Below are 21,505 nucleotides of genomic sequence, written 5' to 3'. Positions count from 1 at the left end.
GAGAGCCGCGGGTCCGCCATCTGATACAGGCCACTACCATGCGAGGCGTGACAGCGGGAAGCGAGCCGGCCCTCCAACTGCTGCCCCTGGTGTTCGCCGATCCCGGCGAGGCACGGGCGCGCGCAGAACTGCTGCTCGAATCGGCTCCGGCGCCGCTGCCCGCCAGCATCGCCCACCAGGTCCTCGGCATCTGGCAGCGGGATTTCGGCGATCTGCGGATCGCGCTCACGCACCTGCGCCGGGCCCGGGACCTCGCCGCGCGCGCCGAGTCCGCCGACCGGGAGGCGGATGTGCTGGCGACGCTGGGGGTCGCACTGGTGCACGCGGGGCGCACACGGCAGGGGCTCGCCTCCTTCGAGCGGGGGGTCGCGCGGGGCACCGGGCACACCCGGGCCCGGGTGCTGTACCGGCGGGCGTACGTCTGGTGGGTGCTGGGGCGTCACCCGGAGGCGCTGGAGGACGTACGGCGGGCCCTGCCGGTGCTCAGACAGCTGCGCGACGACATCTGGACCGCGCGGGCGCTGACCCTGCGGGCGACGGTGCATCTGGCGCTCGGCGCGGTGGAGCGGGCCGACGCGGACTTCACGGCGGCGGAGCGCCTCTGGGACACCACGGGCCAGGAGCACGACAAGGCGGACGCGGTGGAGAGCCGGGGCCTGGCCGCGTTCCGCTCCGGGGACATCCCCCTCGCGCTGCGGCTGCTGGACGAGGCGGAGGAGCGGTACGCGAAGCTCGGCACGCCCACCTACATGCTGTCGGTACGGCGCTGCGAGGTGCTGATGGCCGCGGGGCTGGCCCCGGAGGCGCTGGCCGAGGCGGACGCGGCGATCGCCCTGCTGGACCGGCTGGGCGGGCAGTCGACCCGCAAGGCCGAGCTGCTGCTGGCGGCCGCGCGGGCGGCCCGTTCGGCCGGGGACGCGCCCACCGCGATCGCCCGCGCGGCCGTCGCCGTACGGCTGTTCGCGGCGCAGCGGCGGCTGTGGTGGGAGACGCACGCCCGGCTGGTGCTGATCGAGGCACGGGTGGCGGCCGGGCGCCGCTCGGGGCGGCTGGTCGGGGACGCGGCGGCGGTGGCCGAGCGGCTGGCCTCCTTCGGCTCGCCCGCGGCGCCCGAGGCATCGCTGCTCGCGGGCCGTATCGCGCTGGCCCTCGGCTGGACGGCGGACGCGGAACGGCATCTGGCGGTGGCGGCCCGCAGCCGCCGGGTCGGTCCGCCACCGGCCCGGATGACCGGCTGGGCGGCGCAGGCGCTGCGGGCACGCGCGGCCGGGTCCCGGCGCGGTGTCCTGGAGGCGTGCCGGCGCGGCCTGGGCGTCCTGGACGACCACCGGATGACGCTGGGCGCCTCGGAGCTGCGCGCCCATGTGACCGCGCAGGGCGCCGAACTGGCCGCGCTGGCCCAGGAGGCGAGCCTCACCCACGGCGGTCCCCGGCGGCTGCTGGAGTGGAGCGAGCGGTGGCGGGCGACCGTGCTGTCCACCCCGCCGACCCGGCCGCCCGCCGACGCGGCGCTGCTCAGCGGCCTCACCGCCTACCGGGAGATAGCGGCCCGCGCGGAGGAGTCCCGCATGGAGGGCCGTCCGGTGCCCGCCCTGGAGCGCGAACAGCGGCGCCTGGAACGGGAGATCCGCTCCCGCACCCGCCATATCCGCGGCTCCGCCCCGCACGAGGGGGCCCGCTTCGACGTGCCCCGGCTGCTGGACCTGCTCGGTGCGGGCCGGCTGGTCGAACTCGCCGTCGTGCGGGGGCGGGTGCATGTGCTGCTGTGCGGTCAGGGCAGGGTGCGGCGGTTCGCCGGCGGTCCGCTCGCGGACGCGGTGGCCGAGGCGGAGTACGTGCAGGCCGGGCTGCGACGGCTCGCGCACCCGGGTGCGGAGGCGCGGCTGCCGCTGGTGGAGGCGGCGGGCGCCCGGCTCCAGGAGCTGCTGCTCGGCGGGGCCGTGCCGCATCTGGGCGCGGGCCCGGTGGTGATCGTGCCGCCGGGCGCTCTGCACCGGGTGCCGTGGGCACTGCTGCCCGCGCTGCGCGACCGGGTGCTCAGCGTGTCGCCGTCGGCGGGCAGTTGGCTGCGCGCCCGGGAGACGGAGCCGCCGCGGGACGGCCGCGCCGTCCTGGTGCGGGGCCCCGGTCTCGCCACGGGCGGGGCGGAGGTGCCCGAACTCGCCGACCGCTACGGCACGGCGACGGTCCTGGAGGGCGACGACGCCCAAGTTCCCCGGGTGCTGTCCGAGCTGGACGGCGCCGGGCTCGCCCATCTCGCCGCCCACGGCACCTTCCGCGCCGACAGCCCCCTCTTCTCCGCCCTGCGGATGTCCGACGGCCCCCTGATCGTGCACGACTTCGAACGCCTGGCCCGCAGCCCCTACCGGATCATCCTCTCCAGCTGCGACACCGCGCGGCTCGCCTCGGTCGGGGCCGATGAACTCCTCGGCCTGGTCACGGCGTTGCTCCCGCTGGGTACGGCCGGGGTGGTCGCCAGCAGCGCGCCGGTCAACGACGCGGCGGTGATCCCCCTGATGCTCGCCCTGCACAAGGGCCTCGCCGCGGGCCTCTCGCTGGCCGAGTCGCTCCGGGACGCCCGGACCGCCCTGCCGTCCGACACGGTGCACCAGGCGACGGGGTGGGCGTTCGCGGCGTTCGGAGCGGCGTGAGCCGGGCGGGGCGGGAGTCCGGCCGGGCCCCTTCTTCTTCCGGATCGTGTCCTTGGGGTCTTTCGTTCGGATCAGCCCGGCGTGATCCGAACGAAAGACCCTAGGCCGGCCTGTCCAGCAGGCAGGGCAGCGCGCCCCGGTTCCCCGTGCCGAGCCGGGTGTACGCGCTGTACAGGTGGTTGCCGACCGTGCGCACGGACAGCGTCAGCCGCTCGGCGATCTCCCGGTTGCTGAGGCCCGCCGCCGCCAGGGCCACGACCTGCCGTTGCCGCGCGGTGAGTTCACCGAGCACCAGCCCGGCCAGCGCCGGGGTGCGCGCGCCCTGGCAGCGGCGGGCGAGGGCGAGCGCCCGGGTGCGGGAGCGGCGCCCGGCCCCCGGGTCGCGGTGGGCGCGTACGGCCTGGGCGTGGGCCTCCGCCGCGAACAGCAGGAATCCGCGCTCCTCCAGGGCGGCCGCGGCACGGTCCAGCGCGCCCCCGTCCCCTCGTGCCAGCGCCTCGGCGTGCCGCGCGAGCACACTGCCCGCGGGCAGCGCGCCGGCAAGCTCCCCGGCGCGTACGGCCCCGTAGCGCGCGTACACGTCCCCCTCGGCGAAGCCGTGCCCGGACTCGTCCGACTCCGCTTCCGCCAGGGCGAGTTCCGCTGCGCAATCGGCGTCCTCCGGGGTCCACCGCAGACCCTCCCGCGCCCATGCGGCGGCGTCCCGCACCGCGCCCCCCAGCCGCGCGAACCGAGCCCGTACGGCCGCGTACCCGGCCGGCACCGGCTCCCCCTCGGCCACCACCCAGTCCCCCACCGGCGTGGCCACCGGCCGCACGTCCATCCGCGTCAGCCTCCGCAACAGGAAATGCCGTTCGGCGTCGAGCGCGGCACCGCGGCCCGCCGCGGCCCGGCTCAGCCGGCGTGCGCGCAGCCGCCCGGTCGCCGCCCGCAGCGCCGGTCCGTGCAGCGGGTCGGCGAGCCCGACCCCGCCGGCGTCGTCCACGGCGACCAGGCCGGCCGCCTCCAGCCCTTCGAGGACGTCCAGGCCGAGGCCGTGCGGCGGCAGCGGGGCCGGCTCGGCGAAGGCGAGGCGTTCCAGGATCTCGCGTTCACCGGGCGTACGGTGCTCCAGCACGAGGGCGAGCCGGTCGCGGACGGCCGGGGTGAGGGGCAGCGGCCCGCGCCAGGCTCGCTCACCGGTGCCGGGTACGGCGACCATGGCAGCCCCGGTCCGGAGCGCGTCCGCCAGGGAGCGCAGCAGCCGCAGATCACCCCGGCACAGCCGGTGCAGCCGCCGTACCGTGAGCGCTTCGAAGCCGGCCGCGCCGAGGAGGGCGGCGGTGTCCTCCTCGGGCAGCGGGGCGAGGGCCAGCCGGGGCAGCAGTTCCCCGGTCCACAGCCGGGACACGGCGCCGGGTGCCGCGCCCTCGTCGCACGCGGTGACGACCAGCCGGGTGCGCCCGTTCGCGGCCAGCTGGTGGACCAGCGCGGCGGAGTCCTCGTCCAGCAGATGGGCGTCGTCCACGACGAGGAGCCGGACGCCGGACAGGGCCCGCACCGCGCCGGGCAGCGAGCCGGTGCCGGGCAGCAGGTGCGCGAACGCCGCGAGGGGCAGATGGCGGGCCTCGGGCGTGCCGGTCACCCGGGCGTGGTCCGTGCCCCGGACCACCTCCGTGACCAGCCGGGTCTTGCCGCGCCCGGCCGGGCCGGTCACCACGATGCCGCGCCGGCCCGAGGCCACCGCCCCCCGTACCAGCTCCAGTTCGTCCTCCCGGCCGGTGAACGGCCAGGGCAGTTCCAGAGTCTTCGCGTCCTGTTCGTAAGTCCTCACACCAACCAGAGCGCGCGTACTCGGGTTTGATACAGGGCGACTTGAGTAGCCCCCGACTCAGGCGCCCGCGGCCGGGGGCGGGCACGCTGACGGCATGACCCGACGCCTGTGCTCGCTGTCGCGGCAGCCGGCCCCGTCCTTCGGACCGGGGCTGACCGCCGAGCGGCAGGCCGCGCTGCTCGCCGGACGGCGCATGTGGGTCAACGGCACGGTCCTGCACTACTGCTTCCTCGACGCAGGCCACGACGCCTCGGTGATCCAGGTCCCCGGGAGCGGGGAGCTGCGCCGGGTGGCGTGGGCGGGCGGCAAGGAGCAGCTGGACGTGGTCCGCGAGTGCTTCGCGCAGTGGGAGGCGCTCGGCATCGGGGTCGCCTTCGCGGAGGTCGGCGACCGGGGGGAGGCCGAGCTGCGGATCGGGTTCCAGGCCGGCGGGGGGTCCTGGTCGGCGGTGGGCCGCGAGGCCCTCGCCGTCGGCCGGGGCGAGCGCACCATGAATCTCGGCTGGGACGTGACCGCGCGGGGGGAGCGCGGCACCGTCCTGCACGAGATCGGGCACGCGCTGGGACTGGTGCACGAGCACCAGAACCCCTGCGCCGGGCTGCACTGGGACGACGAGGCCGTCTACGCGGAGTTGGCGGGCCCGCCGAACCACTGGAGCCGGGAGACGGCGTACACCAACGTCCTGCGGGCGCTGGACGCCGGGGAGTCCAGGGGCGCGGTGTGGGACCCGTGCTCGGTGATGGCCCTGCCGTTCGGTCCGGGGCTCGTGCTGGAGCCGGAGCAGTACCGAGGGGGGCTGCGTCCGGCCGGCCGGCCCTCGGACCGGGACCGGGAGTTCGTCCTGCGCTGGTACCCGGGTACCACGTCCGGACCCGACCCGCTGGTGCCGTTCCGTTCGGCACCGCTGGGCCTGGGGCCGGGCGAGCAGGCGGACTTCGTCGTCGAGCCGACGGGGACCCGCGACTACACCGTGGGGACCTTCGGCGACGCCGACACCGTGCTCGTGGTCTTCGAGGAGCGGGACGGGGAGCCGCGATTCCTCGCCGGCCACGACGACGGCGGCACCCCGGACAACGCCCGGCTGCGGGTACGGCTCGTCCGGGGCCGCCGCTACTTCGTCCGCGTCCGCCTCTACTCCGTCTGGGGGTCGGGGCAGACGGCGGTGATGTGCTGGTGAGCACACGCGGGCGGCACGGCCCACGGTCCGGCACCGGGGGAGCGGGCGCGTACGTCACCCACGGGGGAGGTGACGTGCGCGCCCGCGCCGGTGCCCTGCCGGTGTCCACGAGGCCCGCTCGGCCAAAAGCGGCGACCGGGGGGCGGCCGAGACGGTCGCGGGGGGACGCGTTCTCGTGGCCGGCCTGGGCGCGGTGGCGCCGCTGACCCGGCTGCGGGACGAGCGGCCCCGCCGCTCAGGGCTCCCGGTGCTCGGACGCGGCGCGTTCCAGCTCCTCCGCCTCCGCACGCGCCAGCCGTTCCTCCGCCTCGACGTCGAGGGAGCGGGTCAGCCACCAGTACAGCAGGGCGGAGACGGGCAGGCCGATGAACAGGGAGATGTCCGCTCCGCCGAGCGCCTTCGCGGCGGGGCCCACGTACAGGGTGCCGACGGAGAAGAACGGGACCATGACCGCGAAACCGACCAGATAGGAGATGATCCCGTGCCAGCCCCAACGGCCGTAGATGCCGCGGGGGTTGAAGATCTCGGCGACCGCGTAGTGGCCCCGGCGCACCACGTAGTAGTCCATCAGGTTGACCGCGGTCCACGGGATGAACAGGTAGAGGACCAGCAGCAGGAAGTCGTTGAAGTCGGCGAGGAAGTGCGCGGTGGCGGCGAGCGCGCCGATCACGGAGAGGGCCGCGGTGAGGGCGAGGGTGAGCAGGCGTACGGACAGCGTCGGCCGCACCCGTCGTACCGAGTCGATGGCGCTGATGAGGGTCAGTGAACCGCCGTACATGTTGAGCGCGGTGACGGAGACGAGGCCGAGGGCGGCGAAGAGCAGCACGATCGCGCCGAAGCCGTCGAAGACCTTGTCACCGGCGGCGTCGATCGAGGTGATCGTCTCGAAGCGGGCGCCCGCCCAGGCCGCGAGCAGGGTGCCGAGGACCATCATCCAGATACCGCCGAGCGCGGAGCCGAAGTAGGTCCAGTAGAAGGTCCTGCGGACGGTCACGTCCGGCGGCAGGTAGCGGGAGTAGTCCGAGACGTAGATGGCCCAGCTGATCTGATAGCCGGCGACCACGCCGAACTGGGCGAGGAACGGCGTCCACTCGAAGGCGCCGAGGTCGAAGGAGCCGGCCGGGTAGTGCAGGGTGAGCAGCACACCGACGGTGAAGATCCCGAAGACGACCAGGAAGACGTAGGTCAGGATCCGTTCCGCCTTGTGGATGACGTCGTAGCCCACCAGGGCGATGACGAGCGCGACCACGGTGACCGCGAGGACCCAGGGCTTCACCCCGCCGTGCAGCGTGGCGTGCAGGGCGTCGGCGGCGAGGATGCTGTTGAAGACGTTGAACCCGGCGTACTGCACGTAGGCGAACAGCCACACCAGGAGCGCGCCGACATAGCCGAACTGCGGCCGCGACTGGATCATCTGCGGCAGGCCCAGCTGGGGTCCCTGGGCGGAGTGGAAGGCCATGAAGAAGGTGCCGAGGACGGTGCCCGCGACGATGGCCAGCAGCGACCAGACGAGGTTGCCGCCGCCGGTGATGCTGATCAGCCCCACGGCCAGGGTGGCGATCTGGGCGTTGGACATGAACCACAGGGGCCCCAGGTGCCACAGTTTGCCGTGCCGCTCGTTCAGCGGGACGTAGTCGATGGACCGGACCTCGATCCCGGACACCCTGCCCTGCTCCGACACGCTCATGCCGCCTCCCGAGCCCGCCTCGTCACTCGGATCACATGGTGCCCCGGCGCGGGCCCGGTGACGAGACCGCGGACGACGGCACCCCGGGGCGATCGCGGTGGGGCGATCCCGGCGGGGCGGGCGGCTACCGGAGATATCACGGCCCGAGAGGCCCTCCGGCTCAGTTTTTACGTGTACGGAATGCCCGGACGAGACAAGAAACGGCGATTTTGCCACCGGTAGGGGCGTCACCGACCATGACTGGGTCCCGGCGATCCCGGGACGTCGGCTTGATGAGAGGCGCACCACCCATGCACGTCACCGGAACCGCTCCCCCGCCGGCTCCGGCCCCCTCGGAGAGCCTCGCGGCGCCCGTCGGGGACCCCCAGGGCCCGAACGGCAGCCGGCACGCGCGCCGGTTCGGTCTGCCCGTGGCCACCGCCCTGGTGATGGGCAACATCATCGGCGGCGGCATCTTCCTGCTGCCCGCCTCCATCGCCCCCTACGGCACGGTCAGCCTGGTCGCCTTCGGCGTGCTGACCGTCGGCGCCATCGCCCTCGCGCTGACCTTCGGCAGGCTCGCCGCGCGCGATCCCCGCACCGGCGGCCCGTACGTCTACGCCCGCGGGGCGTTCGGCGACTTCGCGGGCTTCCTCGCGGCCTGGTCGTACTGGATCACCACCTGGGTGTCGAACGCCGCGCTCGCCGTGGCCGCCGTCGGCTATCTGGACGTGCTGATCCCGGTGAGCGGACACCGCTGGACCGCGTGCCTGGCCGCGCTGGTGATCCAGTGGCTGCCCGCGCTCGCCAACTTCGCCGGCACCCGGTACGTGGGCGCCGTGCAACTGGTCTCCACGGTGCTGAAGTTCGTGCCGCTGCTGCTCGTGGCGATCGGCGGGCTGTTCTTCTTCGACCCCTCCCGGCTCGGCCCGTTCAACTCCAGCGGCCACGGCGCGATCGGCGCGGTCTCCGCCTCCGCCGCGCTGCTGCTCTTCTCCTACCTCGGCGTGGAGTCCGCCGCGGTCAGCGCCGGTGAGGTCAGGAACGCCCGGCGCAACGTGGGCCGGGCCACCGTGATCGGCACCGCGGGCGCGGCGCTGGTGTATCTGCTGGGCACGCTGTCCGTGTTCGGTACGGTCCCGCACCACCGCCTGGTCGACTCCACCGCGCCCTTCTCGGACGCCGTGAACGCGATGTTCGGCGGCAGCTGGGGCGGCTGGGCGGTGGCGCTCGCCGCGCTGGTGTCGATGATCGGCTGCCTGAACGGCTGGACCCTGCTCAGCGCCCAGACCCCGTACGCCGCCGCGCGCGACGGACTCTTCCCGGCCGCCTTCACCCGGCGCCGCCGGGGCGTGCCGACGGTCGGGGTCGCCGTCACCGTGGTGCTGGCCTCCCTGCTCACGGCCTACAACTACCTCTCCGGCTCCGGCAGGGTCTTCGAGGTCCTGGTCCTCGTCACCACCTTCACCGCGACCGTCCCCTACCTGCTGGCCACGGCCGCCCAGCTCTTCCACCTCGTCTCCGGCCGCGCCGGCTCGGTGGACCGGGGCCGGCTGGTCCGGGACGCGGTGGTCGCCTCGGCCGCCGCGGCCTTCTCGATCTGGCTGATGGCGGGCGCCGGGTACGCGGCGGTGTACCAGGGCGCGCTGTTCCTCTTCGCCGGCGTCCTCGTCTACGCCGTGATGGCGGCACGGCGGGAACGGGCGGCCGAACCGGCCGCCGAGCGGCGCTCCGCGTAGCGCATCCGGGCTGGGCCGGTCATCTCCCCCGGTCGCGGGCCTTGCGGAACCGGTCCAGGCCCTCGGACAGCCCGACCACCGGGTCGGGGTAGTCCAGTGCGGCACGCTCCGCGCCGGGCAGCTTCCACGGCTCGTGCACGAACCGGTCGGCGACGTCCGCGAGTTCGGGTACCCAGCGGCGCACATAGCCGCCGTCGGGGTCGTACCGCCTGGCCTGGGCGACGGGGTTGAGGACCCGGTTGGGGCGGGTGTCCGTCCCGGTCCCGGCGACCCACTGCCAGTTGAGCTGGTTGTTGGCGATGTCGCCGTCGACCAGCCAGTGCAGGAAGTGCTCGGCGCCGGTCCGCCAGTCGACGTAGAGCGTCTTGGCCAGGAAGGACGCGGTCAGCAGCCGGGCCCGGTTGTGCATCCAGCCCTCGTGGCGCAGCTGCCGCATCGCCGCGTCGATCACCGGGTATCCGGTACGGCCCTCCCGCCATGCCTCGGCGTCGGCGCGCGCGGCCTGCCCCGTGCGCCAGCGGTCGCCCTTGGTGCGGTAGTCGGCGCGGGCGACCGCCGGGCGGGCGGCGAGCACCTGGCGGTGGAAGTCGCGCCAGGCAAGCTGCCGGACCAGCGAATCGGCGCCCGGACCGCCGTGCCGGCGGGCCCGCTGGACCAGCTCCACCGGGGACAGGGTGCCGAAGTGCAGATGCGCGGAGAACCGGGAGGTGGCGTCGGCGGCCAGATCGTCGCGGGTGTCGTCATAGGCGTCCAGGCCCCTGCGCCAGTAGGCGCTCACCCGCTTGCGGCCCTCGCGCTCGCCCCCGTCCGGCAGGGCGGGCGAGACGCCGGTGACGTCCTCGCGGGCGGGCAGCGCTTCGCCCTGCACCCCGTCCGGCACGGGCACCCGGCGCGGGGCGGCCAGGGGCGCGCGCAGCCCGACCTGGGACCAGCGGCGGTAATACGGTGTGAAGACCGCGAAGTGGTCGGAGCCGACCGGGGTCACCTCGCCGGGCGGCACGGCCACGGTCACCGCGTCGTGCACGAACAGCCGCCGCCCGTCGGCCTCCAGCGCCCGCCGGAGCAGGTCCTCCCGGCGTGTGGCGAAGGCGCTGTGCGCGGCCGCCAGGTGCACCTCGTCGGCGCCCGCCTCCGCCGCCGTGCCGCACACCTGGGACACCAGGTCGCCGGAGCGCACCACGAGCCGCCCGCCGCGCTCGCGCAGGGACGCGTCCAGGTCGGCCAGGCAGTCGGCGAGGAACGCGGTGCGGTTCGGGGTGGCGAACCCGGCCGCCTCGACGGCACGGTCCCGGACGAACAGCGGGACGACCTGGTCGGCGGCGGCGAGCCCGGCCCGCAGCGGCGGATGGTCGTGCAGACGCAGGTCGGAGGTGAACAGGACGAGCGAGACGGACATGGCGGTCAGCCTATTCGCGGTGACCGGGGCGGTCGCGGTCCTCCGGCGGCGCGGCGGCCCGGACGCGGATCCGGGTCGGCCCGGGTCCGGGTCAAGGTCCGCGTCGGGTCCGGGTCCGGGTGGCGGTGGTCATCCTGAGGCGCCGTGCCCGGTCGCGGCCGGGTCGCGGTCGTGGCGGCCTTCGTCGTCCTGGGCGCGGGCGGCGGCGCGCACGATGTTGCGGGCCATGCCGCCGAATACGACGGCGTGGAAGGGCGAGACGCTCCACCAGTACAGGTGGCCGAGCAGCCCGCGGGGATGGAACAGCGCCCGCTGCCGGTACCGGACGTCGCCGCCGTCGTCGTCCACCCGCATCTCCAGCCAGGCCAGGCCCGGCAGCCTCATCTCGGCGCGCAGCCGCAGCAGCCGGCCGCGTTCGATCTCCTCCACCCGCCAGAAGTCCAGTGAGTCGCCGACCCGCAGCCGCCGCGCGTCCCGACGGCCCCGGCGCAGGCCCACACCGCCGACGAGCCGGTCGAGCCAGCCGCGCACCGCCCAGGCCAGCGGGAAGGAGTACCAGCCGTTCTCGCCGCCGATGCCCTCCACGACCCGCCACAGCGCCTCGGGCGGCACGTCCGCCTCGCGTTCGCGCACGTCCGTGTACAGGCTGCCGCCCGCCCAGTCCGGGTCGGTGGGCAGCGGATCGCTCGGGGCGCCCGGCACGGCGGCGGAGGACCAGCGGGTGACGACCTGGGCCTCGCGGACCCGCTGGAGCGCCAGGGCGAGCGCCCGGTCCAGGCCGAGGGGGTGGCCGGGCGGGCTCGGCACGTACCGCTCGATGTCGTTCTCGTGGCAGACGACCTCGTGCCGCAGCGACTCCGTCAGCGGGCGCGCGATGGCGGCCGGCACCGGGGTCACCAGCCCGACCCAGTGGCTGGACAGGCCCGGGGTGAGCACCGGCACGCGCAGGATCACCCGCCGGGGCAGCCCTGCGGCGGAGGCGTAGCGCTGCATCATGTCCAGGTAGGTGAGCACCTCGGGGCCGCCGACGTCGAAGGCGCGGCTGACGTCCGGGGGCAGCTTCGCGCAGCCCACCAGCAGACGCAGCACATCCCGTACGGCGATGGGCTGGATCCGGGTGTGCACCCAGCGCGGGGTGACCATCACCGGCAGCCGTTCGGTGAGGTAGCGGAGCATCTCGAAGCTCGCGGAGCCGGAGCCGATGATGACGGCGGCACGCAGCACGGCGGTCGGCACGCCGGAGGCGAGCAGGATGTGGCCGACCTCGGCCCGGGAACGCAGATGCGGCGACAGCTCGCGCTCGGGCACTTCGGCCGGGGTCAGCCCGCCGAGGTAGACCAGGCGCCGCACGCCGGCCCGGCGGGCCTGCTCGCCGAAGACCCGGGCCGCCTGCCGGTCGGTGCGCTCGAAATCGCGGCCCGTGCCGAGCGCGTGCACCAGGTAGTAGGCCACGTCCATGCCGGTCATCGCCCGCGCCACCGACGCCGCGTCCGTGACGTCGCCCTGGACGATCTCCACCCGGCCGGCCCACGGGTGGTCGCGCAGCTTGTGCGGGGTGCGGACGAGGCAGCGCACCCGGTACCCGGCGTCCAGCAGTTCCGGCACGAGGCGGCCGCCGATGTACCCGCTGGCGCCGGTGACCAGGCAGGCCCGCGAGCCGTCCTCGTGCGCGTTCTGGGCCACTGTCTCGTCCGTCACGGATCCGCCCCGTCCACGCTCGCCTCCCGGGGCGTCGGATCGCGCTCCCGGCTGTCTCCAGCGTGGCGGTCGCGTGCGGGGACGCGCCCGGGGCATGGACCGATCGGGTGACGTACGGGAGTGTTTCGAGGGGGTTCGGGGGCGGCCCCCAGGTCACTCGCCGGGTCGCAGCGGGCTCGTCCGCCACGCCCAGCCGTGCCCACTCCTCCGCGACGATCCGGCGGGCCCGCTCGGTGTCCGGCACGTCGACCGCGTCGGGGGTCGCCTCGGCCGCGGCGCTGCGGCGCGCGCAGAGCAGGAGAGGACGACGGCCTTCCGGACGAGGTGCCGCGCAGCGGGTCCACCGAGATCCGCGCCGGCGACTCGGGCAGGCCCGCCTCCTCGGCCTCGGCGACCGGCGAGCGCGGTCGGGGCGCGCGCCCGGTCCGCGGCGCACGGCGGACGACGCCGAGGTCAACGCCGGATGAGCCCGAGATCCGTGGCCGCGGCGACCGCCGCCGTGCGGGAGTCGACGCCCAGCTTCGTGTAGACGCGGGCGAGGTGGGACTTGACGGTTCCCTCGGTGAGGTGGAGGCGGTGGCCGATGGCCTGGTTGGAGAGGCCGTCGGCGACCAGCGTGAGGACCTCGGTCTCGCGCCGGGTCAGCGCGGTGCCCGGCATGCGCAGCCGGTTCATGAGCCGCTCGGCGACCGTGGGCGCGAGGGTGGTGCGGCCGGCCGCGGCGGTGCGCACGGCGGCGGCCAGGTCCTCGGGCGGCGCGTCCTTGAGGAGGTAGCCGGTGGCCCCGGCCTCGATGGCGGGCAGGGTGTCCGCGTCGGAGTCGTAGGTGGTGACGACCAGCACGCGCGGGGCCCCCGGCCTGGCGGTGATCCGCGCGGTGGCCTCCGCGCCGCCCATGCCCTTGCCGAACTGGAGGTCCATCAGCACCACATCGACGTCGCCCCCGGCGGCACGGTCCACGGCCTCCTCCGCGGTGGCGGCCTCGGCCACGACGACGAGGCCGGGCTCGGTCTCCAGCACGGCCCGCAGCCCGGCCCGGACCACGGGGTGGTCGTCGGCGAGGAGCAGCCGGATGGGGGTGCCGGGGGAACTGTCGTCGGTCATGGGCGAGCCTCGGGCGTGGTGTCGGGTGCGGAAGTGGGTGCGGGGGTGGACGTGCTGTCGTACATGATCCCGGACGCGCTTCCCGGCCGGTCGCCGGCGGCCTCGCCGAGCGGAAGCCGGGCGGCCAGGGAAGTGCCCTTGCCGGGCGCGGACCCGATGGTCAGGGTGCCGCCGAGGGCGTGCATCCGGGCGCGCATCGCCGCCAGGCCGAAGCCGCCGCTCTCCGGATCGGGCGCGGGCAGCAGGGCGGGGTCGAAGCCGGTGCCGTCGTCGGCGATGTCGAGGGCGACGCGGTCGCCGAGGTAGCCGAGGGTGATGTCGGCACTCGTGGCGTGGGCGTGGCGCACGGTGTTGGCGAGCGCGGACTGGGCGATGCGCAGCAGGGCGACCTCGTGCTCCGTGGCCAGCGGGACCGGGTCGCCGGTGAGGTGGAAGCGCGCGGCGATCCGGTGGTTGGTGCCGGTGGTGGCGCACAGCCGGGCCAGCGCGTCGGCCAGGGTGGTGCCGTCCAGGGCGGGCGGGGTGAGGGCGGCGACGAAGCGGCGGGCCTCGGCGAGGTTGTCCACCGCGGCCCGGCGGGCCGCCTCCACATGCCCGGCGGCGGCATCGGGCCGTGCGGGCAGGGCGCGTTCGGCGGCGCGCAGCAGCAACTGGATGCTGGACAGGCCCTGGGCGAGGGTGTCGTGGATCTCACGGGCCAGGCGCTCGCGTTCGGCCAGCACCCCCGCGGTGTGCTGGACCCGGTCCAGGTCGGCTCGGGTGGCGGTGAGTTCCTCGATCAGGCGCCTGCGCCGCTCGCTCTCCCGGTACAGAGCCTCGTAGCCCCGCACCACCGCGACCGCGACCGCGGCGCCGAGCGCGGGGCCGATCGCCATGGCCGCGCTGAAGAAGCCCTGATGGGCGGCGAAGCCCACGACGGCCGCCGCGGCGGTGGCGGCCACGGCGGCGAGCCCGGCCCGGCGCGGCAGCAGATGGAGCTGGAGGAAGTACAGCGGGAACGCCATCCACACGGCGTCGGGGGAAAGGACCAGCAGCGCCAGCCATACGGCGCCCACCGCGGCGAGCCACAGGGCCGCGGCCCGTCGGGAGCGGCGGACGCCGGGCAGCAGCGGCCCGGCCGCGTACACCCCGGCGCAGGCCGCGGCGGCGGCGACGACCGGCCAGGCGGTGGGACGGCTGTCGGCGACGGCCCGCCAGGCGGCCAGCGTGAGCAGGCCGAGGACCAGCAGGTGCAGGCACCAGGACAGGGCCCGGGTGGTGGGGGTCAAAGCGGGGGAAGCGGTGTTCACAGTGCCTCCCAGGCTACGGAAGTCCCCGGCCCGCCGGCCTCTGTCGAAAGTTGGAACCCGCCCGCCGCCTTCCGGCCCGTGAAGTGCCGTCCTGCGCCGGACGCGCGGACGGGGGCTCGGCGGCGACGGTGGGGACGTACCGTTTTCACCGCTGGAAGGACAGCCGAGGCCGTGTTCGTCGCCTGGAGAGATCTGAGGTTCGCCAAGGGGCGCTTCGCCCTGATGGGAACCGTCGTCGTACTGATCACGCTGCTGGTCGGGCTGCTGTCCGGGCTGACGGCCGGACTGGGCCGGCAGAACGTCTCGGCCATCACGGGGCTGCCCGCCACCGAGATCGCCTTCCAGGCCCCCGCCCACGGCCAGGGTCTGTCGTACGCCGATTCCACCGTCACCGAGGCCCAGCTGCGGCAGTGGGCCGGGGCCCCCGGCGTCGAGAGCGCCGAACCCCTCGGGATCACCACCACCAAGGCCACAGCCGGGAACCGGAGCACGGGGGTCTCCGTCTTCGGTGTCCGGCCCGGCTCCCGCCTCGCCCCGGACGGCGACAGGCTCGGCGACCGTACGGTGGTGCTGTCCACCGGGGCGGCCGACGACCTCGGCGTCGGGGCCGGCGGTTCCCTCACCCTCGCCGGACAGCGGCTGACGGTCGCCGCGGTGCGGGGCGACGCCTTCTTCAGCCACACCCCGGTCGTCTGGACCGGTCTCGACGTCTGGCGCGGGACCGCGCCGCCCACCGGCGACGGGGAACGCCCGGCCGCCACCGTCCTGGCCCTGACCACCACCTCGGGGACCGACATCGCGGCCGTCGACCGGCGGGCCGGCACCAAAACCGTCTCCACCGCCGACTCGCTGTCCGCGATCGGCTCCTACACCTCCGAGAACGGCTCGCTGCAGCTGATGCGCGGCTTCCTGTTCGCCATCTCCGCGCTGGTCATCGGCGCCTTCTTCACCGTGTGGACCATCCAGCGCGGCGCCGACGTCGCCGTGCTGAAGGCCCTGGGCGCCTCCACCGCCTATCTGCTCAAGGACGCGCTCGGCCAGGCCGTCGTCCTGCTCGTCGGCGGCACCCTGCTCGGCACCGGCATCGCCGCCGCCCTGGGAGCCCTCGTCGTGGATGGCGCCGTGCCGTTCGTCCTCTCCCCCGGCACCGTCCTGGTCCCGGCCGCGGTGACGGTCGTACTCGGCGCCCTCGGGGCCGCGCTGTCCGTCCGCCGCATCACCTCCGTCGACCCGCTGACCGCCCTGGGGAGCGCCCGATGAGCCTGAGCCTGAACGACATCACCCTCACCTATCCCGACGGGGACACCCGGCTGACCGCCCTGGACCGGGTCAGCCTGGAAGTGCCCAGGGGCAGCCTGACCGCCGTGGTCGGCCCCTCCGGCTCCGGCAAGTCCAGCCTGCTGGCCGTCGCCGCCACCCTGATCACGCCCGACACCGGGACCGTCACCATCGACGGCACCAGTACCACCGGGCTGGGCCGGGGCGAGCTGACCGAGCTGCGCCGGGGCCGGATCGGCATCGTCTTCCAGCAGCCCAACCTGCTGCCCTCGCTGACCGCGGCCGAGCAGCTCCAGGTGATGGCCCACATCGACGGCCGCTCGCCCGCCGGGGCCCGTGGGCGGGCCATGGCGCTCCTCGACGCGGTCGGCCTCGCCGACCAGGCCGGGCGCCGCCCCCACCAGCTCTCCGGCGGCCAGCGTCAGCGCGTCAACATCGCCCGCGCGCTGATGAACGACCCCACCGTCCTCCTGGTCGACGAGCCCACCAGCGCCCTGGACCACGAGCGCGGCACCGCCGTCCTCGACCTGCTGGTCCGGCTCACCCATGACCGGGACACCGCCACCGTCCTGGTCACCCACGACCGCACCCACCTCGCGGCCGCGGACCGGACGGCCGAGGTGCGGGACGGCAGGCTCGTGCCGGTGCCGAGACCGGCGAAGTGACCCGGGGTACCTCGCACGGTGTCCGGACGGCTACCTTGGCCGGCATGGCAGACATGTTCCGGCGGCCCGGTCGGCTGCGCCGGCACGCCGGCTTCGACGGGCGCGCCGGGCAGGCGGCCTTCGAGGCGCTGCACCGCGCGTCCCTCGCGGCGCCGGCGTTGCGCGCCGGCCTGACCGAGACGTCGGCCGGTGCGGCCGCCCGGCACCTGCGCGAGCTGCTGGGCGCCCCGGGTCTCGCCGTCACCGACACCGAGCGGGTGCTCGCCTGGGACGGCGCCGGGAGGCACCATGGCGCGGGCGCGGCGGAGCTGGCGGGGGACGTGCTGGCCGGGGGCGGGAGCGCCGTGCTGAAGGCGGACCGGGTGTGGTGCGGCGACCTGCGCTGCGAGCTGCGCGAGGCCGTCGTGGCGCCGCTGGTGGTGGAGGACCGGGTCGAGGGCGCGCTGCTGGTCTACGCCCCGGGTGTGTCGGCGGGCCTGGTCCGGGCCGCCGGAGAGGTGGCGCGCTGGACCTCCGGTCAGCTGGAACTCGCGGAGACGCACCGCTCCCGCACCCGCCTGGTGGAGGCGGAACTGCGGGCGCTGCGCGCGCAGATATCACCGCACTTCTCCTGCAACGCGCTGACCGCGATCGCCTCGCTGGTGCGCACCGATCCGCAGCGGGCCCGTGAACTGCTGCTGGACTTCGCCGACTTCACGCGCTACTCGTTCCGTCGGCACGGCGAATTCACCACCCTGGCCGAGGAGTTCCGATCGATCGGCCAGTATCTGGTGCTGGAGCAGGCACGGTTCGGCGACCGGCTGTGCATCGACGTCCAGGCGGCCGTGGAGGTACTGCCGGTGGCCGTGCCGTTCCTGTGCGTGCAGCCGTTGGTCGAGAACGCGGTGCGGCACGGCTTCGAGGGCGGCACCGGGCCGGGGCGGATCACCGTGCTCGCGGGGGACGTCGGCGCCGAGGCGCACATCACGGTGGAGGACGACGGGGCCGGCATGGACCCCGAGATGCTGCGCCGCATCCTGGTCTCGGGCGGCACCTCCGCGGCGGGCGGCGGTTCGGGCGGCGTGGGCCTCGGCAATGTCGACGCCAGGCTGCGGCGGGTGTACGGCGACGCGTACGGGCTGGTGGTCGAGACCGCGCCCGGCGCGGGCACCAAGGTGCGGCTGCGGGTGCCCAAGTACCGTGCGGGGGTGACGGCCCCGCAGATGTGGCCAATCCCACACTCCTTGAGTGATTGACCAACTATATGAGCAATGCTCATATTTGCGCATGCTGCGCATCCTGGTGGCCGACGACGAGCCGCACGCCCGCGACGAGCTGGTCTACCTGCTCGGACTGCACCAGGGCGTCGGCCCCGTCGAGTGCGCGGCGGACGGCCCCGCGGCCCTGCTGGCCCTGGACCGCGCCCTGGCCCACGGGCACCCCGTGGACGCGGTCTTCCTCGACATCCGCATGCCCGGTCTGGACGGGCTGGAGGTGGCCCGGGTCCTGTCCCGCTTCGCCGAGCCGCCGCCGGTCGTGTTCGTCACCGCGTACGACGACTTCGCGGTGCCGGCCTTCGAGGTGCGCGCCCTCGACTACCTGCTCAAGCCCGTCCGCGCCGAGCGGCTCGCGGAGACCGTGCGGCGGATCGCCGAGCGGCGGACCTCGGCCGGCGCCTCCCCGGAGCCGGCCCCGGCGCCCCCGCCCGCGCCGCCCGCACCCCGCACGCAGCCACCCGCCGCCGACGAGACGATCCCGGTGGAGATATCCGGGGTGACCCGCTTCGTGCAGCGCTCCGAGGTACGGCACGTGGAGGCGTGCGGCGACTACGTACGCCTGCACCTCGCGTCCGGCAGCTGTCTGCTGCGGGCCCCGCTGTCCAGCCTGGAGGACCAGTGGCAGGACGCCGGGTTCGTGCGGGTGCACCGCCGCTATCTCGTCGCCACCGGCCATATCGAGGAACTCCTCGCCGACTCGGGGCGGCTGTCGGTCCGGGTGGCCGGCACCGTGCTCCCCGTGAGCCGCCGCAGCAGCCGCCGGCTGCGCGAACTGATGCTGCCGCCCGCCTCCGGTCTCCCGCGCGGCGGACGGGCCGCCCATGGGTGACCCGTCCAGGCGCGTGAGCGTCAGCCACCCCCGCACCCGTGCCGCCCGGCCCGGCAGGCGGGACGCCGCGGTGCGCGACGTGCACGAGCAGACCCCGCTCGGCGAGGTGTACATGAAGGCGCTGATGCGCACCCAGCTCCGGCTCGGGCTGCTGGTCTGCGCCGCGGTCTTCCTGCCGCTGGCCGCCCTGCCGCCGCTGCTCGGACACGTGCCGCTGCCCCACTGGGCGCGGCCGTGGGGCACCGCGCTGCCCTGGCTGGCCCTCGGACCGCCCGTCTACGGGCTGCTGGTGACGGCCGGGATCTGCTACGTGCGCCGGGCCGAGCGCAACGAACGCGACTTCGACGAACACGTCCGCCGCTCATGACGGCGAGCCGGCCGGCGTGTCCGCCGCTCACGAGCAGGTGCCGGTGAACGCGCCGGCGAACCTGACGGCCGTCCTCCTGGTCGTCGCCGTGACGGTGGGCATCGGGGGCTACGGCCTGCGGTCCCGTTCCACCCCGGACTTCTACGTCGCCTCCCGTACCGTCTCACCGCTGCGCAACGCGGCCGCCGTCAGCGGCGAGTACCTCTCGGCCGCCTCCTACCTGGGCATCGCCGGGCTGCTGGCGACGTACGGCAGCACGATGCTCTGGTACGGCGTCGGCTACACGGCCGGCTATCTGGTGCTGCTCGTCCTGGTGGCCGCGCCCCTGCGCCGCTCGGGGGCCTACACCGTCTCCGACTTCGCCGAGGCGCGCCTCGGCTCGATGGCGGTCCGGCGGACGGCCACCGTGTTCGTCGTACTCATCGGACTGCTCTACCAGGTACCCCAACTGGTGGGCGCGGGGCTCGCGTTGCACACGGTCCTCGGCGCGCCCGCCTGGTCGGGTACGGTGCTGGTGACCGCCGTGGTGCTGGTGAGCGTGATCACCGGAGGCATGCGCAGCGTCACGCTCGTCCAGTCCGTCCAGTACTGGCTGAAGCTGACCGCGCTCGCCGTCCCCGCCCTGGCGCTGCTGCTCGTCTGGCGCGGCGTCTGGCACCCGGGCGGCGGCCCCGCCCCCGCTCCCGTGCCCGTGGCGCACACGGCGAGCGGGCACGGCGGCGGGCAGGGGCTCTACAGCGTCTACTCGCTGATGGTGGCCACCTTCCTCGGGACGATGGGCCTGCCGCACGTCACCGCCCGCTTCTACACCAACCCGGACGGCCGCGCGGCCCGCCGAACGACGGTGGGCGTCCTCGGCCTGCTCGGCGTCTTCTACCTGCTGCCCGAGGTGTACGGCGCCCTCGGCCGGCGCTACGCACCGGGCCTGGCCGCGGCCGGCCGGGCGGACACCGAGGTACTGCTGCTGCCCGGACACCTGGTGCCGGGCGCCACGGGCCAGTTGCTGACGGCGCTGGTGGTCGCGGGTGCCTTCGCCGCCTTCCTGTCGACCTGTTCGGGGCTGGCCCTGTCCGTGGCCGCCGTACTGTCGCAGGACCTGTTCGGCGGGGACGTACGGGGATTTCGCCGGGCCGCCGCGCCGGCCGTCGTGGTGCCCTGCGCGATCGCGCTGCTGCTGCCGGGCAGCGGGATGTCCGTCGCCCACGAAGTCGGACTGGTCTTCTCGGTCGCCGCCTCCACGTTCTGCCCGCTGCTGGTGCTGGGCATCTGGTGGCGGCGGCTGACCGCGGCCGGAGCCGTCGCCGGGATGGTGGTCGGCGGCGGGCTGTCCGCGGCCGCGCCGACCCTCGCGCTGCTGGGGGTGGGCGGCTGCGGCCGGGCGGGGGCCCTGCTCGCCGAGCCCGCGGCCTGGAGCGTCCCGGCCGCCTTCCTGACGATGGTGGGCGTCTCCCTGCTCACGCCCGGCCGGGTGCCGGCGGCGGCCTCCGTGATGCTGGCCCGGCTGCACCTTCCGGAGGCACTCGCGGCGGGTCCGGCCGACCGCTCGGCAGCGGATGGCGACCGTTCGTCCTCCGCCCCCGTCCGTTCGTCGCGCGACGGCCGCCGCTGACCGACAAGTCCCGTACGGGGACTCCCCGGCGGGGCGGGTGTGCCGCACAGTAACCGACCAGAGAAAGGCACCGGCAAGGGACGGCCGGCCGCTCCCCGACCGGGAACGGCGGCCGGACCCGCTCCGTCCGTCCGCGCACCCGCGCCCGGACCGGCCCCGCGGCCCGACGCACACCGCCCCCGCGTGTCGCCGTGCCCGCGTCCGCACCGCCTCGCTCCCGGACCGCTGTCCGAGCCACTCCTCGACCCTAGGACCGCACCATGACCGACACCCAGACGCCCGGCACCGACGAGCGGACCCCGGCGAGTCCCGCGGCCCGTGCCCAGATCGCCGACCCCGGTCCCCTGGGCCTGGCGGCCTTCGCCCTCACCACCTTCGTGCTCTCCGTCTTCAACGCCGGCCTGATCAAGGACGGCGCCCTGGAGGGCGTGGTGCTGCCGCTCGCCCTCTGGTACGGCGGCATCGCCCAGCTGCTCGCCGGGATGTGGGAGTTCCGCAAGAACAACACCTTCGGCGCCGTGGCCTTCACCTCCTACGGCAGCTTCTGGCTCTCCTTCGCGGCCTACGTCCGGTTCGTCGCCCCGAAGCTGCCTGCGGCCCACGCCTACCAGGCCACCGGCCTGTTCCTGCTCGCCTGGGCCGTCTTCACCGTCTACATGACGATCGTCGCCACCCGGATCAACGCGGTCCTGCTCGCCGTGTTCACGGTGCTGTCGCTGACCTTCGTCCTGCTCGCCGCCGGAGAGCTGGGGCAGAGCACCGGCGTCTCGCACGCCGGCGGCTGGGCGGGCCTGCTCACCGCGCTGCTGGCCTGGTACGGCTCGTTCGCCGGCGTGGCCAACGCCACCTGGAAGGACAAGTCCCTGCCCACCTGGCCGCTCGCGGGCTGATTCCGCCACCGCCGCCCACCCGACCGACCACGACGGAGTCCTGATGAGTGACATGAGCCTGGCCAACCTGCTGAAGGA

The 21,505-nt window shown here is 75.1% G+C and carries 16 protein-coding genes; 10 read left to right on the top strand and 6 right to left on the bottom strand.

Annotated elements, in window-relative coordinates; genetic code table 11:
- Positions 1–38 precede the first annotated feature (38 nt).
- Positions 39–2,651, top strand: coding sequence for a CHAT domain-containing protein (locus tag VT52_RS31270; protein WP_240509951.1), 2,613 nt, complete (start codon positions 39–41; stop codon positions 2,649–2,651).
- A 100-nt stretch (positions 2,652–2,751) separates the two neighbouring features.
- On the opposite strand, the gene VT52_RS31265 is transcribed toward VT52_RS31270, so the two are convergent.
- On the bottom strand, positions 2,752–4,464 hold the full coding sequence (locus VT52_RS31265) for a LuxR family transcriptional regulator AbsR2 (protein ID WP_046420557.1): 1,713 nt from the start codon (positions 4,462–4,464) through the stop codon (positions 2,752–2,754).
- Positions 4,465–4,558: 94 nt separating this feature from the next.
- Between VT52_RS31265 and absR1 the strand changes: the two genes are divergently transcribed.
- Positions 4,559–5,641 (top strand): beta-glucuronidase AbsR1, encoded by a 1,083-nt coding sequence (absR1, locus tag VT52_RS31260; protein WP_046420559.1) that lies wholly within the window; start codon positions 4,559–4,561, stop codon positions 5,639–5,641.
- Between the two features lie 235 nt (positions 5,642–5,876).
- On the opposite strand, the gene VT52_RS31255 is transcribed toward absR1, so the two are convergent.
- Entirely contained in the window at positions 5,877–7,328 is a 1,452-nt protein-coding gene (locus tag VT52_RS31255) for a purine-cytosine permease family protein (protein WP_206306654.1), read from the bottom strand.
- A 290-nt stretch (positions 7,329–7,618) separates the two neighbouring features.
- On the opposite strand from VT52_RS31255, the gene VT52_RS31250 reads away from it, so the two are divergent.
- Complete coding sequence (locus VT52_RS31250; RefSeq protein WP_046420561.1) at positions 7,619–9,046, top strand: amino acid permease; 1,428 nt, start codon at positions 7,619–7,621, stop codon at positions 9,044–9,046.
- Positions 9,047–9,065: 19 nt separating this feature from the next.
- Here the strand turns inward: VT52_RS31250 and VT52_RS31245 are convergent, their stop codons facing one another.
- The 4 genes from VT52_RS31245 to VT52_RS31230 all read right to left on the bottom strand — a co-directional run bounded on the left by VT52_RS31245 (position 9,066) and on the right by VT52_RS31230 (position 14,533).
- Positions 9,066–10,442 (bottom strand): cryptochrome/photolyase family protein, encoded by a 1,377-nt coding sequence (locus VT52_RS31245; RefSeq protein WP_046420563.1) that lies wholly within the window; start codon positions 10,440–10,442, stop codon positions 9,066–9,068.
- Positions 10,443–10,571: 129 nt separating this feature from the next.
- The gene (locus VT52_RS31240; protein ID WP_046420565.1) at positions 10,572–12,140 is read right to left on the bottom strand and encodes an SDR family oxidoreductase; all 1,569 of its coding nucleotides are present in this window, start codon (positions 12,138–12,140) and stop codon (positions 10,572–10,574) included.
- A gap of 453 nt (positions 12,141–12,593) precedes the next feature.
- Entirely contained in the window at positions 12,594–13,244 is a 651-nt protein-coding gene (locus VT52_RS31235; protein ID WP_046420568.1) for a response regulator, read from the bottom strand.
- On the bottom strand, positions 13,241–14,533 hold the full coding sequence (locus VT52_RS31230; RefSeq protein ID WP_079175394.1) for a sensor histidine kinase: 1,293 nt from the start codon (positions 14,531–14,533) through the stop codon (positions 13,241–13,243). The genes VT52_RS31235 and VT52_RS31230 overlap by 4 nt, the downstream gene beginning before the upstream one ends.
- A 171-nt stretch (positions 14,534–14,704) precedes the next feature.
- Here VT52_RS31230 and VT52_RS31225 point away from each other — a divergent pair, with 171 nt between their 5' ends.
- From VT52_RS31225 to VT52_RS31195, 7 genes are all read left to right on the top strand, one after another.
- Positions 14,705–15,793: an ABC transporter permease gene (locus VT52_RS31225; RefSeq protein ID WP_046420570.1), complete on the top strand. Its 1,089-nt coding sequence runs from the start codon at positions 14,705–14,707 to the stop codon at positions 15,791–15,793.
- Complete coding sequence (locus tag VT52_RS31220) at positions 15,790–16,476, top strand: ABC transporter ATP-binding protein (protein ID WP_046420571.1); 687 nt, start codon at positions 15,790–15,792, stop codon at positions 16,474–16,476. Before VT52_RS31225 ends, VT52_RS31220 begins: the two co-directional genes overlap by 4 nt.
- Before the next feature lie 44 nt (positions 16,477–16,520).
- Positions 16,521–17,711, top strand: a complete 1,191-nt coding sequence (locus VT52_RS31215; protein ID WP_053055490.1) for a sensor histidine kinase — start codon at positions 16,521–16,523, stop codon at positions 17,709–17,711.
- 31 nt (positions 17,712–17,742) lie between these two features.
- Complete coding sequence (locus VT52_RS31210; protein WP_046420576.1) at positions 17,743–18,561, top strand: LytR/AlgR family response regulator transcription factor; 819 nt, start codon at positions 17,743–17,745, stop codon at positions 18,559–18,561.
- Between the two features lie 13 nt (positions 18,562–18,574).
- Complete coding sequence (locus VT52_RS31205; RefSeq protein WP_206306653.1) at positions 18,575–18,928, top strand: hypothetical protein; 354 nt, start codon at positions 18,575–18,577, stop codon at positions 18,926–18,928.
- A 43-nt stretch (positions 18,929–18,971) separates the two neighbouring features.
- The gene (locus tag VT52_RS31200; protein ID WP_079175399.1) at positions 18,972–20,537 is read left to right on the top strand and encodes a sodium/solute symporter; all 1,566 of its coding nucleotides are present in this window, start codon (positions 18,972–18,974) and stop codon (positions 20,535–20,537) included.
- A 260-nt stretch (positions 20,538–20,797) separates the two neighbouring features.
- On the top strand, positions 20,798–21,427 hold the full coding sequence (locus tag VT52_RS31195) for an acetate uptake transporter (RefSeq protein WP_046420579.1): 630 nt from the start codon (positions 20,798–20,800) through the stop codon (positions 21,425–21,427).
- Positions 21,428–21,505 lie beyond the last annotated feature (78 nt).

Source organism: Streptomyces malaysiense (assembly GCF_000980885.2).
Classification (GTDB): Bacteria; Actinomycetota; Actinomycetes; order Streptomycetales; family Streptomycetaceae; genus Streptomyces; species Streptomyces malaysiense.
This window is presented reverse-complemented; position numbering and strand designations above follow the sequence as displayed.

Coding starts and splice junctions, on each gene's coding strand:
- VT52_RS31220 (WP_046420571.1), top strand. CDS start 15,790: ATGAGCCTGAGCCTGAACGACATCACCCTCACCTATCCCGACGGGGAC.
- VT52_RS31235 (WP_046420568.1), bottom strand. CDS start 13,244: ATGACCGACGACAGTTCCCCCGGCACCCCCATCCGGCTGCTCCTCGCC.
- VT52_RS31245 (WP_046420563.1), bottom strand. CDS start 10,442: ATGTCCGTCTCGCTCGTCCTGTTCACCTCCGACCTGCGTCTGCACGAC.
- VT52_RS31255 (WP_206306654.1), bottom strand. CDS start 7,328: ATGAGCGTGTCGGAGCAGGGCAGGGTGTCCGGGATCGAGGTCCGGTCC.
- VT52_RS31270 (WP_240509951.1), top strand. CDS start 39: ATGCGAGGCGTGACAGCGGGAAGCGAGCCGGCCCTCCAACTGCTGCCC.
- absR1 (WP_046420559.1), top strand. CDS start 4,559: ATGACCCGACGCCTGTGCTCGCTGTCGCGGCAGCCGGCCCCGTCCTTC.
- VT52_RS31210 (WP_046420576.1), top strand. CDS start 17,743: ATGCTGCGCATCCTGGTGGCCGACGACGAGCCGCACGCCCGCGACGAG.
- VT52_RS31215 (WP_053055490.1), top strand. CDS start 16,521: ATGGCAGACATGTTCCGGCGGCCCGGTCGGCTGCGCCGGCACGCCGGC.
- VT52_RS31250 (WP_046420561.1), top strand. CDS start 7,619: ATGCACGTCACCGGAACCGCTCCCCCGCCGGCTCCGGCCCCCTCGGAG.
- VT52_RS31195 (WP_046420579.1), top strand. CDS start 20,798: ATGACCGACACCCAGACGCCCGGCACCGACGAGCGGACCCCGGCGAGT.